Raw genomic sequence first — 18,869 nt, 5'->3', positions numbered from 1 at the left:
GCTTTATGGAAAAGAGCGGATCAGTTTTACAGGAACTTTCGGCCAGGTACCAGGTGGTGATCGGGCTGGAAGTGCATGCCCAGTTGGCCACCCAGACCAAATTGTTTTGTGGGGATAGCGCTGCCTTCGGCGGCGATCCCAATACGCATATCAGTCCCATTACCCTGGCCCATCCCGGCACCCTTCCTGTGCTGAACAAGAAGGCAGTAGAGTATGCGGTAAGGATGGGATTGGCCTGTAATTGCACCATCTCAGAGGTGAACTGGTTTGCGCGGAAGCACTATTTCTATCCAGACCTGCCCAAGGGGTACCAGACCTCCCAGCACGTGAACAATATTTGCCAGGGCGGTGGGGTGAAGATCCAGACTGCTGCGGGGGAGAGGATAGTGAAGATGCACCATATCCATCTTGAAGAAGATGCGGGCAAGAGCATCCATGATGCAGATCCCTTGCGTACGGCCATTGACCATAACCGTGCCGGCGTGCCGCTGATCGAGATCGTATCCGAACCGGATATGTTCAGTGCAGAAGAGGCCTATGCCTATGTCACGGAGATCAGGAAGCTGGTAAGGTTCCTTGGCATCTGTGATGGCAATATGGAAGAAGGCAGCATGCGCTGTGATGCCAATATTTCCATCCGCTTGCATGGTGATCCCAAACTGGGCACCAAGGTTGAAGTAAAGAACCTCAATTCCATCCGTAACGTAAAAAGGGCAATAGAGTATGAAGCGGCCCGCATGATGGAAGTGATGGAAAGGGGGGAACCCATCATCCAGCAAACCAGGAGCTTTGATGCGGATAATGGTACCACTTTCGCACTCCGTACCAAGGAAGAAGCGAATGATTACCGTTATTTCCCTGACCCAGACCTGCCACCCTTCGTTATAACAGCCGAACGCATAGCTGCCATCAGGGCTGCCATGCCGGAGTTGCCGGAGTCCATCCAGGAGCGCTATATCAATGATCTCAAACTGCCGGCCTATGACGCGCGCCAGTTGAGTGAAGAAAAGGAGATGGTAGACTATTTTGAAGCGACTATATCACAGACCCCACACTACAAAGCAGTGGCCAACTGGTTATTGGGTCCCGTAAGGTCATGGCTGAACGATAACCATAGCAGCATTGATCAGTTTGCCCTTGCGCCGCAACAACTTGCGAGACTGGTTGACCTGGTTGACAGCGGAAAGATCAGCTTCTCTGCAGCCTCATCCAGGCTATTGCCGCAGCTGGTTCAACAACCGGAAGCCGATCCCTTGGAATTGGCTACCAGCCTGAATCTGCTGCAAAGCTCCGATTCAGGAGCCATTGAGCAATGGGTGGATGAGGTGTTGAGCAAAATGCCCGACAAGGTTGCTGAATACAAGAAGGGAAAGAAAGGGTTGATCGGGCTATTTATGGGGGAAGTAAAGAAATTATCGAGGGGCAAAGCCGATCCCAAGGTAACCACCCAATTACTGGAAGAAAAATTAAGTAAGTAACCATACGAAAAAACAGGACAATGAAATTGATCAGACTAACCGGTTTATTGCTGTTGATCAGTGTAATAGCGGTTCAATGTAAAAGCAAGGAGGCCGGTGGTGCGTTTTCCGTTGCCGTGAATTATTCCAATGCCGACCAGTTGGTGCCAATGCCCTACCGCAAGATATTACTGGAGGAGATACCTTATGGCGGCGACGGCACACCCGTTGTATTGGATTCGGTTGGCCTCAAGGATGCCAAGGGATCGCTGACCCTGAAGGGCAAGGCTAAGGAAGAAGGTATTTACCAATTGGTAGTGGAGAATGGACCGGTATTGTTGTTGGTGAATGATGCTGATGAGATCACTGTGGACCTTGATATGTCCAAGCGGGAAAACTATTATACCGTTAAGGGTTCCGAAGGGAGCGAAGAGATCCGGAATTTCATCCAGCAGTATAGTGAGCGTGGCGCGAAGATCAACAAGGCCTTTGCCGAATTGGATAGCCTGAAAACAATTGGTGGTAATGATAGCCTCTTGCTGGTGTATACCAACCGGAAGAATGACCAGGTGGCTTCCATCAACACCTATATGAAAGAGGTGCTGAATAAGACCAGCCATCCTGCTGTAAGCCTGTTCGTACTGGGCATGTCCTCCCGTTCCATGCAGAAGGATGATTTCGAAACGGTCCTGAATACCACTGTTAAAAAATTCCCTGAGCACCTGACCCTGAAGTCACTGAAGCAGACCTACGACATGCAACAGGCACAGGTTGCCGAAATGGAGAAGCAGCGAGCTTCCAAGAGCCTGGTTGGCAAGCCGGCTCCGGAACTTAGCCTTCCTGATGCCAATGGAAAGAATATTGCCATTTCATCTTTCAGGGGAAAGTATGTATTGGTTGATTTCTGGGCCAGTTGGTGTGGGCCCTGCCGCCAGGAGAACCCCAATGTGGTAAGGGCATTTGAAAAATACCGTGATAAGAATTTTACGATTCTTGGTGTTTCCCTTGATAAGGAAAAGGATGCCTGGTTGAAGGCCATTGAGAAGGACAGGCTGACCTGGACCCATATCAGCGACCTGAAGTTCTGGGACAGTGAATCGGTGAAAGTATATGGATTCGAAGGCATCCCTTATAATGTGCTGATCGATCCCAATGGTACGGTCATTGCGGAGAACCTCCGCGGTTTCGACCTCGATAAGAAATTGAGTGAGGTGTTGAAATAATCACTTTTCTCATGACCGGTAAGGTCAGTGTGAGTTAGGCCACGAAGGCTCCAAGACTCGAAGAATCACGAAGACGGCTTTGTGAAACTTCGAGTCTTCGTGTCTTCGTGGCCTCTTACGTTAGACCATTTTACCCCATCAGGGTCTCCTGAAAGGGACCCTGATGAATAGTAGGAAAGAAGTTCATCGGGGTCCCCTGCGGGAGACCCCGCTGAGGTTAAGATACACGAAGGCGGCTTTGTGAAACTTCGAGTCTTCGTGTCTTCGTGGCCTCTTACGTTAGACCATCCCGAGTGTAAATGTTCAGAAAGCAACTCATGAGGAAAGTACCTCTTGCAAAACCTGTAAGGAACGCAGGTTGCCAAAATCGGGAACATGCAGGGCATAGAAGGTTTCCATAGAACGCAGCAACTGCCTTCTAACGGCAACGTTTAACCGTATTTGATTCAGCTCATGCGGTTGCAGCACTTTCAGGAATTGTGAGGTAACGGCACTGAGCTCCCCTTCAAGGAAATGATAATGTTCAGGTGGGTGACTGGTGAATATACCTTCCTGCAGGTCGAGGATACTGTTCTCCTCACTATATTCATCCGGTATCCGGAACCCGAAGAAATTGGCCAGGTGAACCGCGAAGAAGATCGGGAAATTCGCTACTTCATGGGGCGTTGCACGGTCCAGGTGCTGGAGGCTGTCTTCCATGAAATAGAAAAGGTCGGGATTGGCTTCCGGTTGCTTGAGGCATTTCTGCAGGAGTTCCACCATATAGGTGGCGACAGCACTCTTGAATACATCAAAGAAAATCTCATTGTAGAGGTAGGCCCATTGGCTTTCCTTGATGCGCTGGAGGTTCTTGAGGTCGTTATGGTAAACAATAAGGTCCAGTTGGGCCGCAGGCTGGAAAAGATTGGCCTTGCCCGGTCCTTTTTTGGAACTGCTCCTTACCCCATTCAGGATATATTGTTGCAATCCAAACAATTCCGTGAATATGGAAACGATCAGGCTGGTTTCCCCATACCTGGTCGATTTCAAAACGATGCCTTTAGTTGAATGGTTCATTCCTTCATTTACCTCCCTATGAATACGATCTTCCCTACAGTCTGGTTATTGCCGCCGGTATCACTCACCAGCACAAGATAAACACCGGTAGAAATGGTTCGTCCGTTATAATCCTTGCCATTCCAGATGGCCTGTCCGCCAAGTGCCCTGGTTTGGTAAACCAGTCGCCCATTGAGTTCAGTGATCTTTACAATAGCATTCTCAACCAGGCCCTTGATAGCAATGGTTCCATTAAAGCCCGGGGGGACCGGGTTGGGATAGACCAGGACCTGGTTGCCGGAATTTGATCCTGCAGTGGCGTCCCCTTTGTAACTGTACATGCCCGATGCAGTAACGAATAATACGGTGCCGTCTTTCTGGTCAATGCTGATCTGGAGTACGTTGTTATCAGGCAAGGGACTGTTCTCGCTGGTGAAGCGATGGATGGTCTTTTCGCCGTCTGCACTGATCAGCCAGGCACCATTCCTGGTCCCGATCCATTTCCTGTTGGCGCCATCCACTGCAATGGCTTGCACCCTTTCGCCCTTGAAAAGATAGCCGGCAAAATTATCTGTCTGCACAACGGGAAGGACCGCTTCACAACCATTGCCCCCGAATACTTCCTGGGGGCATTGGATGATACCGATACCATCGGCCGTTCCGATCCAGATGAAACCAAACTTATCCTTGCTGATGCACAATACTTCGTTGGATGGCAGGTTGCCATTACCCTGCCCTGTGAGGTATTGCTTCCAGCGGTCATCACCTGCATTATCGATAGAGGTCCCATGGTTGTAACAGATCAATCCAAAACCATTGGTGCCAATGATCCATTTCTGGTCGAGGTCATCGATGATGAGCTGGCCTATACCCCTTGACCGGAGGGGGAAGGGTACAGCAAAACGACGGCTGTTCCCATCCGGGAATAGTACCACCAGGTTCTGGGCCGCACCATAATTACTGATCCAGAGATTGTTCAGGCCATCAACTGCAAGACCGCTCACCCTGTATTGTCCGGGACTGGAGGCGTCTTCCCCGATAAAGGATCCTTCACGGAAAAGCCTGAACTGCCCATCGCGCCATTGCAACAATCCGCTCCCGAAAGAGCCGGCCCAAATGGTTCGGCTTTGATCGCTTATCAGGGAGATGATATCCTTTGTACCATTTAGAGCAGTTGTATTTTCGGGCGTAAAGTTTTGCCAATTGCCTTCCACAAATCGGAAGAGGCTTCCCGGCCTGTTTTGGTTCTGCCATTCAGGACTAACACTGCCGGCGCTTACCCACCATTCCCCATTGTCCATGTACAGGCTTCCTCCCCCAATGCCGGCGGGACTATTGGGCACAAAGGATTCGGTCCTATCGGATCCAAACCGTAACAGGCCCAATAGGGAGTCTGCTACCCATAGGTTCTCGCCCAGCAGGATGGCCTGTTTCGGTTGTTGTATTCCGTTAGCTTGCGACCTCAGTATATTGCCTGTTGCGGATAAGGCAAGGATGCGGGGACCGGCATTGAGCTTTTGGCAGATGGTGATGTTCCCATTGACCAATTTAGCCGGTTCCCAAATTGCCGCGTCACTGTATAAAAGGGTAAAATCCTGTCCTGTAGAACTATACAGGGCATTGCCTTTTTGAATGATCACCTGCTGCCCGATGGCAAAGACCTTATCGACCTTGCCGGATGGAATGCCATTGGAGCCAGAAAGGTTCTGCCAGTTGCGGTAATCGGCCAGGTTGACACCGGTAAGTGGTGCGCGTTTCAGGCCTTCCGCGGAAGCGGCGTATATATGGCTGGCAGTAACTGCCGTTCCATACACCGCATTATACTTCCCCTCATTACCGATCACCCAGGTGTCCCCGATCTCCTTCTTCTGTAAGTTGAGCTGGACAATCCCAAGGCCGGTTGCCAGCAGTCCCTGGTCGCCGGTAAAGAGGATATCGAATAGGGTTTTATCTGCATTGATCGAAGCATCCTTAAGGGCATCCACTTCAATGACCTGGTCCCCATTGAGCATGTCGATGCCGCTGTTGCGATAGGCAATCACCCAATCCCCGCCCGGTGCTATTGCTGCGAACTGCACACCAGTCTCGGTCAATCCGTTGACTTTGCTAAAGCGCCTGATAGAATTATCATTGGTATTGAGGGTGAAGAAAGCGTAAGGGGTAGAAGTGATGATGGTATTGGTGCCAGTACCCAGCCAGGTGGCATTGGCAAAGGGTAATTGCTCCTGCCAGCTGCCAATGGGTTGGGCAGCAAGCTGGATACAGGAAATTATAAGTAGTAAAACCGTGAATTTAAGCCGCATGCAGTTCAAAGTTAGCCGAAAACAGTGGCGGATTTCCCTGCCAATCGGACTAAAATGGTTTTCTTTGCGGCATTCGTTCCTAAATTCCAAGTTGCATGTGGTATAAACTCGGTTCGGCCGTTTTGAAATACAGGGTAGTATTATTGGCCCTTTTGTTGGCACTTACAGGTGTGATGGGATATTTCGCCAGTAAGGTGCAGATGAGTTATGAATTCTCGAAGGCCATTCCGACCGATAACCTGAAGTACCGCGACTACCAGGCCTTCAAGAAGCAGTTTGGGGAAGATGGCAACCTGCTGGTAGTGGGTATCCAATCCGAAAAGTTTTTTTCGGCAGCCCAGTTCAATGCCTACAGGGCCATGCAGGAAGAATTGAAAAAGGTAATGGGAGTGGAGGATATCCTCAGTATCCCCACAGCTGTGAACCTGGTGAAGGATAGTGCCGGCGAGAAATTGAATGCGACCAGGATTTTCCCCGAAGGCCAGCTCGGCCAGGCGCAGTTGGATAGCTGCGCGGCAGTATTCAGTTCCCTCCCTTTCTACAGGGGGTTGCTTTACAATCCCGAGACCAATGCTTACATGATGGGATTAAGGATCAATAAGGAGATACTGGCTTCGCCCAAGAGGACCGGCGTTGTTAACGAGATCGTAGCGGTTACGGATAAGTTTGGCAGGTCCCAGAACCTTGATATGAAGTTGAGTGGCCTGCCCCTGATCAGGACCCAGGTAGCCGACAGGATCGCGAAGGAGATGCGTTGGTTGCTGATCGGTTCCTTGGTGCTTTCTGCAGTGATCCTCTTGCTCTTCTTCCGCAGTTTCAGTGCCATGGTCATTTCATTGCTAGTAGTGGTGATGAGTGTGGTCTGGAGTTTGGGTACGATGTTCCTTTTCGGTTATAAGATCACCCTGTTGACAGCATTGGTGCCACCATTGTTGGTGGTGATTGGTATCCCCAACTGTATCTACTTCCTGAACAAGTACCATGTTTCCTATAATGAGACCGGCGTTAGGGAAGAAGCCTTGCGTACCATGGTGGCGAGGATGGGTATTGTGACCTTGTTCTGCAATATTGCCGCTGCCATTGGCTTTGCCGTTTTTGCCCTTACCAAGAGCGAGATCCTGAAAGAGTTTGGGGTAGTGGCTGGTATCAATATCATGGTGATCTTCCTGATCTCTTTCATTTTTATTCCAACCGTGTTGAGTTTCCTTCCGGCACCCAAAAGCAGGCATACCCGTTACCTGGAGAACAAATGGTTGCTGGCTGTCCTGGACAAACTGGAACTATGGTCCCTCAATCACAGGAAACAGATCTACCTGATCACTGCAGTGTTGTCCATAGCGGCCATTGCCGGTATGTTCAGGTTGCGTTCAGAAGGATTTATTGTGGATGACCTTCCAAAGACAGATAAGATCTATACCGACCTGAAGTTCTTTGAATCCAATTTCAAGGGGGTAATGCCCCTGGAGATCGTGGTAGATACGAAGAAGCCAAACGGTTTAAGGAGGAATCCCTTGGCAACCTTTGAGCGGATCGATTCCTTATCACAGTTCATCGCCGCCCAACCGGAAATGGCACGTCCCCTTTCCATTGTTGAGGGGATGAAGTTTGCGCGCCAGGCCTACTATGATGGCGATAGTGCCAACTATGGATTGCCCAATAGTTTTGATATCAGTTTCCTTGCGGGCTACCTGAATACCAAGGCTGCTCCCGGCGAAAGCAACCAGCTCACCCGTTTGGTAAGCTCTTTCATGGACAGTGCCAAACAGCAGACCAGGATCAGTGTGAACATGAAGGATGTAGGCAGCAAGCGTTTGCCTGAATTGCTGGCAGGTATTGAGGGGAAGACCAGGCAATATTTCGATACTGCACAATATCGTGTAACCCTTACCGGTAGTAGTATCACCTTCCTCGAAGGAAGTACCTTTATCATCAACGGATTGAAGGAAAGTATCTTTTGGGCCTTCCTGCTGATCGCCTTATGTATGCTCTACCTCTTCAGGTCAGGACGGATATTGCTTTGTTCATTGATCCCGAACCTGATCCCCCTGTTGATCACTGCAGGTGTAATGGGATGGGTGGGAGTTCCACTGAAGCCGTCGACTGTACTCATCTTCAGTGTTGCCCTGGGTATTGCGATCGATATTACCATTCGTTTCCTGGTGAACTATAAGCAGGAGCAAACCTCTTCAGAGGCAGAGAAGCAATCCATCATCATCGAAACCATCCATTCAACAGGAATCAGCATCATCTATACTTCACTGGTATTGATCGCCGGCTTCGTGATATTTTGCTTTAGTGGTTTTGGTGGAACCCAGTCCCTGGGATGGCTGACATCACTGACCCTTATTGTGGCAACTGTTACGAATCTTGTATTGCTGCCGGCGTTGCTCATCACTTTAACAAAAAAGCGGTAATTATTTCGTTTGTAGTACAAAAAATTTTTTTTCTACCGTTTAGGCACAACCGCTTTCAAATTATTTATTTGGTTAATGCAAATTGATATTTAGCAATATACCTATTAAATAATGTTTAATATTAAAACCACAGGTTTTGAAAGTTGTGGTTCTTGATGTCTGAAACTCCCGTCTGGCAAGGGTTTCAGGAAGTTGCCAGTAAAAATTACATTAACAATTCGCTAGTTTTACTCCTCAAAATCTTAAACGCACATGAGAAAACTAGTCTTGTTACTGCTGAGCATTATCATGCTCGGGGGTCAATTGTTGGCCCAAACCCGTACCATTACGGGTAAGGTAACAGATGCGAAAGGGAATCCCGTTCCCAATGCGTCTGTTGTGGTGAAGGGTACTGCTGTAGGTACTACTACCGATGCTAATGGTAATTATTCCTTAGCCGTTCCTGCCAATGCCAAAGTGCTGGTGATCTCTTCCGTAGGATTGGAAGAGAATGAATACACTATTGGCAACAAGAGTTCTATTGATGCTTCACTGGCTGCTGAAGACAAGAACCTGCAGGAAGTAGTGGTGGTAGGTTATGGTGTACAGAAAAGAAAGCAGGTGACTGCTTCTGTTGCCAAGATCGATCCTACCCCTGTTGCCAAGATCGTTACCCCCAGTATCGATAACCAGTTGGCTGGTCGTGCTACTGGTCTGCAGATCACCAACGGAAGCGGTCTGGCCAACGATCCTCCCCGTATCCGTATCCGCGGTGTTAACTCTATTTCCGGTAACCGCGATCCGTTGATCGTGTTGGATGGTGTTCCAACCTTCTCCGGTGGTTTCTCCGGTGTATCTTCTTCCAACGCGCTGGCAGATATCAACCCTGCTGATATCGAGTCAATCGAAGTGTTGAAGGATGGTTCTGCTACCGCGATCTATGGTTCAAGGGCTGCCAATGGTGTATTGTTGATCACTACCAAGAAGGGTAAGTCCGGTAAGGCCAACATCAACTATGGTGTAACTTTCGGTTTCGCCCAGCCCGGCAAGCGTTTCGACCTGCTGAATGCCCAGGAGTTCGTAACCATTGCCAATGAAAAGTTCCGCAATGCCGGCCAGACTGACCAGGCTTTCATGAACTCTGAAAATACTGATACTGACTGGCAGGATTATGTTTACCGCAGCAATGCCAAGTCACAGATCCATACCCTGAACATTGATGGTGGTAATGACAAGACCCGTTATTACCTTTCTTTCAACTATTCTAACCAGGAAGGTATGGTGAGGACCAACTTCGCCAAGCGTTATGGTATCCGTGCCAACATTGAGCACAAGATCAACAACTGGCTGAAGATCGGTAACAACCTGAGTGTTTCCCGTACGGATGACAATGACCAGAACAATGGTGGTAACGCCCTTTCCGGTGCCGTTGCCAACTCCCTGCGCGCATTGCCCAACGTTAGGATCTTCGATCCCGCCAACACCGTTTTTGATGGATACAATGTGTTGCCTGACGGTTCTGCCCTTGGCAGGGATGCTAACCTGAGGACCATTGAAAACAACTATACCAACATTGCTTTCGTATTGGACAGGAACAAGTACAACTCTGAGAAGTACCGTGTGATCAACAACGCGTTTGTTGAAGTTCGTCCGATCAAGAACCTGATCTACACCCTTAGGGCTTCAGTGGATTACCAGAATGGTCTGGACTTCCAGAGCCTGGATCCCCGCCATGGTGACGGTCGTAGCGTGCGTGGTCTGGTGTTCAACCAGAGTCTTAACCGTAACCGTTTCGTACTCCAGAACGTGTTGAACTATTCTGAATCATGGGGCAACCATAACCTGGCTGCTACCGGTGGTTACGAAGTTCAGCGTGATGTATCTAAATTCTTCAGCGCCCAGGGCCAGGATATTGCCAGTTTGTTCTATCAAACCGATAACATCATCTCTGGTAGCTATGTTACCCAGCAGTCTGGTGGTAGCATGGGTAAGAGCGGTTTCACTTCCCTCTTCGGTCGTTTGAGCTATAACTTCGCTGACAAGTACTTCATCGAAGGAAGTATCCGTCGTGATGGCCAGTCTTCCCTGGCTGAAGCCAATCGCTACGGTACCTTCCCTGGTGTATCAGTGGGTTGGCGTGTTTCCCAGGAAGGTTTCTGGAGTGGCCTCGGATTGGATAAGACCATCAACGAGTTCAAGCTCCGTGCATCCTGGGCAACTGTGGGTAACGCCCTTGGTGGTTTCCCTGCCCTGACCACATTTGGTCTGGCTCCTTATGGTGCTGTGAACGGTATCGCCTTCAACAGCCTGGGTAACCCTGACCTGCTTTGGGAAAAGAACGAGAAGCTTGACTTCGGTTTCGATATGGGCTTGCTGAACAGCCGTATCAACCTGACCTTCGACTATTTTATCAACAAGAACAACGACCAGGTATTGTTCGCTCCCCTGCCTACCTCACTGGGTGTACCGGGTAATGGTATCTTCCAGAATATTGGAGACATGGAGAACAAGGGTTATGAAATTGCCATCAACGCTACTGTTATCAACAAGAAGGACTTTAGCTGGGATATCAATTTCAACTATACCAATGTTAAGAACACCGTTAAGGAACTGTACCTGAACCAGGATGTTATTTCCAACTACAATATCCTGCGTGTTGGCCAGCCGATCAACGCTATCTATGGCTATGAGTATGCTGGTGTAAACAGTGGTAATGGTAACCCCATGTACCGCAAGGCTGATGGTACTTTGATCCAGGGTAATATTGCCAACTCTACCTATTACACAGTAGTGAAGGAAGATGATCCTGCACTGGGTACACAGTCTTCCCTGACCGGCGGTGACCGTAAGGTATTGGCGAGCGCCCTGCCCACTTACTTTGGTGGTTTCAGCAACAACTTCCGTTATAAGGGATTTGAGTTGAATATCTTCTTCCGCTATAGCGGTGGCAACAAGATCATGAACCTGACAAGGCAGGAGGCCCTGATGAGCCAGGCCTTCCTGAACAATGGTAAGGAGATCCTGGAGCGCTGGACTGCTGCCGGTGATGTTACCAATGTCCCCCGCCTTTGGTATGGTCGTGACAACTTCACCAACCTGCAGGGTTTTGCTAGTTCCCGTTTCGTAGAAAGCGGCAATTTCATCCGCCTGGATAACCTGCAGTTGGCTTACAACCTGAATCCTGCTACACTTAAGCGTATGACCAATAATGCAATCAGCTCTGTTCGCTTCTTCATCCAGGGCCAGAACCTGTGGCTGATCACTGATTACAAGGGTATCGATCCGGAGAATATCTCTGAAGGCGGTATTGACAACAACACCGTTCCCCAGCCCCGTATCCTGTCAGCAGGTTTGAACATTGGTTTCTAATTCGCTTCAACAAAAAACTTAGACTAGTATGAAACATATCAATATCAGAAATAAAGTTGCTGCTGCGGTCCTGGCCAGTACCATGCTGCTGACCGCCTGTGACAAGAAAGTATTGGACGTAGGTCCATACGCCAGTATTCCTTTTGAATCTGCCTTTTCCACACCTGCCCAGGTGGAACTGTCCATGAACGGTGTGTACGATGCCGGCCAGAGTGGTTTCTATTCTGGTGGTGCCGTGCGTGGATATCCTTTTGGTGCAGCCAATATTGAGCAGGGGGATATGCGTGGTGAGGACATGCTGAACCAGGCATTGTTCTACCAGATCACTTATGAGGCTACCTATAACTCTGGTACCCTGAACAACAACTTCATGTTCTTCACCTTGTATAACATGATCAACAAGGCGAACCTGATGGTGGAGGGTTCACGTTTTGCAGGTACCAATACCATTATTACAGATGCAGCTGCCAAGCAGTACGAGGCTGAGGCCCGTTTCCTGCGTGCGATGGCCCACCATGAACTGGTAATCAACTTCGCCCGTCCCTACGCTGATGGAAATGGTGCCCAGAAGGGTATTATTTACCGCGACTTCCCGATCACTGATCCTGCTTCCATTGAAGCAGCACGCAGCCTGACCCGTGAAACCGTTGCCCAGAACTATACCAAGATCCTGGCTGACCTGGATTTTGCTGAGACCAACCTGCCAGCCACCGGTGCTGCGGGTAATGCCATTGCCAATGGCTTTACCGGTACCTACCGTGCCACCAAGGCTGCCGCTATTGCCCTCAAGATGCGTGTGAAAATGCACATGCGTGACTGGGCTGGCGTGATCACAGAAGGAAACAAGCTGGTTCCTGCCGCTGCTCCTTTTGTAAGCCCGATCGGTGGATGGGCGTTGACCTCTACTCCTGAAGGTCCATTTGCCAACAACCTTTCTACTGAATCCATCTTCTCTATCAGGAATAACGCTACCGATAACCCTGGTGTGAACGGTGCGTTGGCCCCCATGTACGGTAACCCCAACCTGGGTGGTCGTGGACTGGTTCGCGTAAGCCCGGTTATCTGGAGCGATGCTGACTGGAAGTGTTCTGACCTGAGAAGGGAAAATGGCAAGATGGTGGATGTGATCACCAATACTTCTGGTGCCATCACTGCTGTATTCAGCAAGAAGTATCGTGATATCACCAATTCATCTGATGCTGCTCCCCAGATCCGTTATGCAGAAGTACTGCTGACCCTTGCTGAAGCAGAAGCCCGCCAGAATGGTCTCACCCAGAGGGCTGTAGACCTGATGAATGCGGTTCGTAACCGTTCCGTACTCGCAGGTGACGAGCGTTATACCCTTGCCAGCTTCGCTGATGCCAAGGCCCTTATCACTGCCATCCTGAAGGAAAGGAGGATCGAGTTCCTGGCTGAAGGAAAGCGTTGGGGTGATATTCATCGCCTGGCCCTGGATGCCGATTTCGCACCCATTGCAGGTGGTGGTATCCCGTCTAAGTACGGAACCGGTGCCAGCGTAACCGGAAGGATGAACTGCGCCGGTGGCGTTACCTTAACAAGGGCCGTGCCAGCGATCCCCTACAGCGATTTCCGTTTCATCTGGCCAATTCCGCTTGATGAAACCCAACAGAATCCCAACTTTGAGCAGAACCCGAATTATTAATTCGGTTGATGTGATAGAAAGACCGCTTCAGTTGAAGCGGTCTTTTTTTTGATATGAATTATACCATTGGATATTTGAAAAATTCAACTACCCATAAGCGTTAGTATCCCTATATATAGTAAACTTTTGATTTTTTGTTGGCTTTATGCAATGATTACCATTGCTACCTTAACAACTCCATCATTCCTGTGTTAGTGTTCTGATATTTTGCAAATCATAATAGGAAATGCAGGGGCTCATGAATTAGGTCCTCGCATTTTCGTCACACACACAGGAAAAACATATACGGTTATGAACAGTAGCCAACTAGCTGCCCATGCGCAGGAATCATCTCCTGCGCAGGTTATGCATGCGCCTTGCATGCATGTATATCAAGGTCCCCCCGATCATCGCAAACTCCTTATAGTGGTGTCGCCTTAGCCTCTTACAGCTAACGCACCATCCTAATTGCTTTTTTTAACACACACACAGAGATGTACATGAGAAAACTCCTGATCATGACTGCGTGCATGATTGCCCTGGGTGGGCAGTTATTTGCACAGACCCGTACCATCAAGGGGCGGGTTACAGATGCCACAGGTAAGCCTGTGGCCAATGCATCCGTTATGGTGAAAGGTACCAAGAATGGTACCACTACTGCCGAGGACGGATCCTATACTATTACCATTCCGGAGAATGCCAAAGACCTCGTCGTATCCGCGGTAGGTTATGGCGAACTGGAACAGCGCATTGGCAATGGTGATGCAATCAACATTTCCCTTACTACACAGGACAAGAACCTGCAGGAAGTGGTGGTGGTTGGTTACCAGTCTTCCAAGCGCAGGGACCTGACGGGTTCAGTAGCAACTGTATCTGCCAAGGAATTTGAGCAGGTACCTATTGCTTCTTTCACCCAGATACTCCAGGGTAAGGCCCCTGGTGTTAACATTGTTGGTGTGAACGGCCGCCCGGGTGCAGCTGCGTATATCCGTATCCGTGGGGTTGGATCAATTTCTGCAGGCAGTGAGCCGCTGATCATCATTGATGGTGTTCCGGCCAACTCCAATATCCTGAACGCCATTAACCCCAACGACATTGAGAATGTCAGCGTATTGAAGGATGCAGCTTCTGCATCCATTTACGGTTCTCGTGGTTCTAATGGTGTAATGGTAGTGACTACCAAGCGCGGTAAGGGTAAACCACAGCTGACCTACCGGTTCCAGTATGGTGTGAAGGAAAGGACAGGCGACATCAATATGGGCCTGATGAGTGCTGAGGAGAAGTTGCAGTATGAGTATGATTTTGGTTATGAGAACAGTTATGTTACACAGGCCATTGCCACCCTGGCACAGAACGGACAGGTACCCGCAGGTTCTGCAATATTTGACCTGAACGATGCCCAGCGCCAGGCTGTTTGGTCTGAAGTATTGAAGGGAAAGACCAACTGGGAAGATTATCTTTTCCAAAGGGCTCCCCTGCGTTCACATGAGATCTCGCTGAACGGTTCCGACAGGAAGTTCAAGTATTATATGTCCTTGTCTTCCTATGATGAGGACGGTGTGGCCATCACTTCCAACTTCAAGCGTACAGGTGGCCGACTGAATGTAGAATACGAAGCAACAGACTGGTTCAAGATCGGTAATAACCTTTCGGTTTACCATACCCGTGACCAGCTGGTAAGGGAGCGTTATAATGCGCAGAGCCCTTACACTGCCTACTACCTGTACAATCCTTATGAGCCGGCATATCTTCCTGACGGAGATTATAATATTCCTGTTGCAGGTTTCCCCATCCTTGAGGCGGTGAAGAACAACCCTGAATTTACCGAGCAGATCACTGGTATTACCAACCTGTATGGTGAGTTCACCTTCTTCAAGGACCTTAAGATCAAGTCTTCGCTGGCGCTGAATTACAACAACTACAAGCGTGAAGCTTATACCAAGCCTGGTTCATTCCTTGACCAGATCCTGCGTTTGGGAGGTTCCAAGACCGATAATGGTTTTGATGACTTCACTTATGTTTGGACCAACACGGCCAATTATACCAAGTCGGTCCGTGATGTGCACAACTTCAGGATCCTTGCCGGTACCGAGTATAACGAGAATAATTTCAAATCTTACACCATGACCGGTCAGGGTTTCCCCACAGCATCCGTGAGCACCCTGGACAACGCGTCTACGCCACTGAGGTTGGGTACCAGCAAATCTGACTGGTCGCTGTTCTCCTTGTTCGGACAACTTGGTTATAACTTTGACCAGAAGTATTATGTGGACTTCTCCTTGCGTCGTGACGGAAGCTCCCGTTTTGGTGCAAACAACAAGTATGGTACCTTCTGGGCAGTTGGTGCAGGTTGGAACCTGAGTGACGAAGCCTTCCTGAAGAATGCCAGCTGGATCAACCTCCTGAAACTCCGTGGATCAGTGGGCACATCAGGTAACTACAATATCGGTAACTATGCCTCACTGGCATTGTTCGCAGTGAACGTTTCCTATAACAACCAGCCTGCAGCAGTTCCCTCTGCAGCTGGTAACTCCAATCTTACCTGGGAGAAGAACTTCAACTATGACCTTGGAGTGGATTTTGAGTTCTTCAATAACCGCTTAAGGGGTAGTGTTGAAGCCTACCACAGGACAACATCTGACCTGTTGCTGAATGTGCCTATCTCACAAGGTACAGGTTTCGGTACCATCCTGCAGAATAAGGGTGAAATGGTCAACAAGGGTATCGAAGCAGCATTGCAGTATGATATCCTTCGCACCAAGGACCTTACCTGGAATGTATTTGCCAACTTTACTTACAACCAGAACAGGATCACGGAACTGTATGGTGGTTCTGAGTTCATCCCAACCACACTCAGCCGCTACCAGATCGGTGAACCCATCAACGTATTCTTCCTGAACCGTTGGGCGGGTGTTGATCCACAGACAGGCGAGCAGCAGTTCCTTGATAAAGACGGTAAGCCCACCACAGCATTCTCTGGTGGTGATGCCGTGGTACTAAGTGGTAAGGCACCGGATCCCCGCTGGTTTGGTTCATTTGGTACAGCAGTTAACTACAAGGGTTTTGAACTGAATGCCCAGTTCTACTATAGTGGTGGTAACTATGTAATGAACTATAACTACCAGGCAACTGCAAGTGATGGTGAGAATATATTCTACCCGCAGTTGAAAGAAGCCCTGAATTACTGGAAGCAGCCTGGTGATATTGTAAAGTATCCTAGTCCTAATAGTGCAACGGCCTACCAGACATTCGATACTGATAAGTATTTGCAGAAGGGTGACTACCTGCGTTTGCGGAACCTTACCCTTGCCTATAACCTGCCGTCCAATATCCTCAACCGCATTAAAATGCAGCGGTTACGCTTCTATGTTCAGGGTCAGAACCTGTTCACTGTAACCAATTTCTACGGCGATCCTGAGGTAGGTCTCGCTAACGGCGAATCCTTCAACGTTCGTCCGGGACTTGCAACACTGTTTGGATATCCCCAAACCAAGGCATTGACCTTTGGTGTAGATGTAACATTTTAATGAAGCATTAAATCACACAAGATGAAAAGAATATTAATAGCATTTGCGGCAGCAGGAACCATGCTGTTCACCGCATGTGATAAAAGACTGGACCTCGAACCCTATAATGCGCTTTCTTCAGAAACTATTTTCAATACGGAATCGGATTTTGAGAATGTGATCAGGGGTATGTACAGGAATATGGTTGCCAGTGGAAGCTACTATGGTGGTATCTGGAACATTTTTGCAGATGTGTCAGCCGATAATGCCATCCTGAATCGCCAGGGTCGTTTGACCCAGCGCGTATACAGCGAATGGCGTTATAATTCCAATAATACCATCGGCCTTTATGCCAATGCTTATGGCATCATCAGGATCAGTAACTCCATCCTGGAGAATATTGACAAACTATCAGCCGGTAATTTCCGTAACAATGCACAAGGTGAGGCACTGGCGGTACGTGCCATGCTGCATTTTGACCTGGCACGCACTTTTGCCAAAACCCCTACCAATGCCAGTGCTACAGATCTTGGAGTACCATATGTGGTCTCCACTGACCTGTTGCAGTTGCCTGCAAGGGAAACCGTTGCCAAGACCTATGAACTGATCGCTAAGGACCTGGAAGACGCTTCCGGCCTGATCAATCTCAGCAATGGTACAGGCAGGTTGAGCCGTGCAGCGGTATTGGGTTTACTGTCAAAAGTTTACCTGTACATGGGACGTTATGAAGATGCCATCGCTAAGGCAACTGAAAGCCTTAACATCAGGGGTAATGTAGGAACCATTGCACAGTTCCCATCCATCTGGAGGGATGCTACTGAAGAAGGTGTCCTGTTCAAGTTGAAGATCATCAATAAGGATAACGTCTTGATAGGGGTGAACTACAGCCAGACCTTGTCTGCAGGTATCCGTTCCGAATACAATGCCGATTACGAGTTTTACAACAGTTATAAGAACACCGATGTAAGGAAGGCTGCCTACTTCACTACCTCTGCTTATAATGGTGTAACCTATAACCATATTGTGAAGTGGTATGGCCGTACAGGAGATCCCTTGGGTGTACTGGATTACAAGGCCCTGAGGGTGGCTGATGTGTTGCTGGTGCGTGCTGAGTCCTATGCCCGTACCGGTAAGGAGGCAGAAGCATTGGCAGACCTGAACAAACTGAGGGAGAACAGGTATACTGATTACGCTCCCCTTAATTTGGCAGGCGATGCCCTGTTGACGGAGATCCTTAAGGAAAGGAGATGGGAAATGGCCTATGAAGGTGACCGCTTCTTTGACCTGAAGCGCCGGAACCAACCTGTGGCCAGGAACACCAGTTTTGGTGACCGTGCAGACGGTTCCGGAGATACTTATGTATTCGGGACCCTGCCTGTCGGCGATAATAAGTTCCAATTGCCTTTCCCCCAATCAGAGATCAATGCCAATACTAACCTGATCCAGAACCCGGGTTATTAAGTTGGTTTGGCGATAAATGTTGAAAGCCGGTCCCAAAGGGCCGGCTTTTTTATGTAGGATTCGCTCAAATATTTATCACTCTGGGTTGTAAAAATAGAATTACTGGCATTAGAGATTAAATAATTATCAATCAGTATTTTAAAAATACCATTTTTGCCTTTAGTGGTAAATTTCTAAGGTATTTCCACAACTTATAGTTGTATTTCTAATATTTTTTTGCCCTTTTCCGCCTTAAAATATTCCTAAATTTCAAAACTAACAGGTGTTTGCGCCTGTTAATCTAACCCGGGTAAACTGGTTAAGGCGGTTCTGATGAAGTAGCAATTCAAACTTCGTGATAGTGTTCCAACATTATTCAGATCAGCCCTTCTCTCAACCTTCTTAAGCAGCATTTCCCCCGTCACACTTACAACCTTGTCCCGCCTTTCCTATGAAAGCATTCGGCGCTTTTGAACAATCGCTTTTCTAACCATAAACTAA

9 protein-coding genes are annotated in these 18,869 nt (G+C 48.7%); 7 read left to right on the top strand and 2 right to left on the bottom strand.

Going from position 1 to position 18,869, the window contains the following annotated elements:
* Positions 1 to 5 precede the first annotated feature (5 nt).
* Both gatB and KJS94_RS10715 read left to right on the top strand, forming a co-directional pair.
* Positions 6 to 1,478: an Asp-tRNA(Asn)/Glu-tRNA(Gln) amidotransferase subunit GatB gene (gene gatB, locus KJS94_RS10720; RefSeq protein WP_214448765.1), complete on the top strand. Its 1,473-nt coding sequence runs from the start codon at positions 6 to 8 to the stop codon at positions 1,476 to 1,478.
* Between the two features lie 20 nt (positions 1,479 to 1,498).
* A complete protein-coding gene (locus KJS94_RS10715; RefSeq protein WP_239804130.1) occupies positions 1,499 to 2,680 on the top strand; it encodes a peroxiredoxin family protein in 1,182 nt (393 codons plus the stop codon).
* Between the two features lie 315 nt (positions 2,681 to 2,995).
* Here the strand turns inward: KJS94_RS10715 and recO are convergent, their stop codons facing one another.
* Both recO and porZ read right to left on the bottom strand, forming a co-directional pair.
* Positions 2,996 to 3,736 (bottom strand): DNA repair protein RecO, encoded by a 741-nt coding sequence (recO, locus tag KJS94_RS10710; protein ID WP_214448766.1) that lies wholly within the window; start codon positions 3,734 to 3,736, stop codon positions 2,996 to 2,998.
* Positions 3,737 to 3,744: 8 nt separating this feature from the next.
* On the bottom strand, positions 3,745 to 6,018 hold the full coding sequence (porZ, locus tag KJS94_RS10705; RefSeq protein ID WP_214448767.1) for a type IX secretion system anionic LPS delivery protein PorZ: 2,274 nt from the start codon (positions 6,016 to 6,018) through the stop codon (positions 3,745 to 3,747).
* A 95-nt stretch (positions 6,019 to 6,113) separates the two neighbouring features.
* Here porZ and KJS94_RS10700 point away from each other — a divergent pair, with 95 nt between their 5' ends.
* The 5 genes from KJS94_RS10700 to KJS94_RS10680 all read left to right on the top strand — a co-directional run bounded on the left by KJS94_RS10700 (position 6,114) and on the right by KJS94_RS10680 (position 18,389).
* The gene (locus tag KJS94_RS10700) at positions 6,114 to 8,432 is read left to right on the top strand and encodes an efflux RND transporter permease subunit (RefSeq protein WP_214448768.1); all 2,319 of its coding nucleotides are present in this window, start codon (positions 6,114 to 6,116) and stop codon (positions 8,430 to 8,432) included.
* 252 nt (positions 8,433 to 8,684) lie between these two features.
* Positions 8,685 to 11,780, top strand: coding sequence for a SusC/RagA family TonB-linked outer membrane protein (locus tag KJS94_RS10695; RefSeq protein ID WP_214448769.1), 3,096 nt, complete (start codon positions 8,685 to 8,687; stop codon positions 11,778 to 11,780).
* Positions 11,781 to 11,808: 28 nt separating this feature from the next.
* Positions 11,809 to 13,443, top strand: coding sequence for a RagB/SusD family nutrient uptake outer membrane protein (locus KJS94_RS10690; RefSeq protein WP_214448770.1), 1,635 nt, complete (start codon positions 11,809 to 11,811; stop codon positions 13,441 to 13,443).
* A 479-nt stretch (positions 13,444 to 13,922) separates the two neighbouring features.
* On the top strand, positions 13,923 to 16,949 hold the full coding sequence (locus tag KJS94_RS10685; protein ID WP_214448771.1) for a SusC/RagA family TonB-linked outer membrane protein: 3,027 nt from the start codon (positions 13,923 to 13,925) through the stop codon (positions 16,947 to 16,949).
* A 21-nt stretch (positions 16,950 to 16,970) separates the two neighbouring features.
* Entirely contained in the window at positions 16,971 to 18,389 is a 1,419-nt protein-coding gene (locus KJS94_RS10680) for a RagB/SusD family nutrient uptake outer membrane protein (RefSeq protein WP_214448772.1), read from the top strand.
* Positions 18,390 to 18,869: the final 480 nt, after the last annotated feature.

It is taken from the genome of Flavihumibacter rivuli, assembly GCF_018595685.2.
In the GTDB taxonomy this organism is placed as follows: domain Bacteria; phylum Bacteroidota; class Bacteroidia; order Chitinophagales; family Chitinophagaceae; genus Flavihumibacter; species Flavihumibacter rivuli.
The sequence above is the reverse complement of the archived record's forward strand: the minus strand, read 5'-3'. Positions and strand labels throughout refer to the sequence as shown.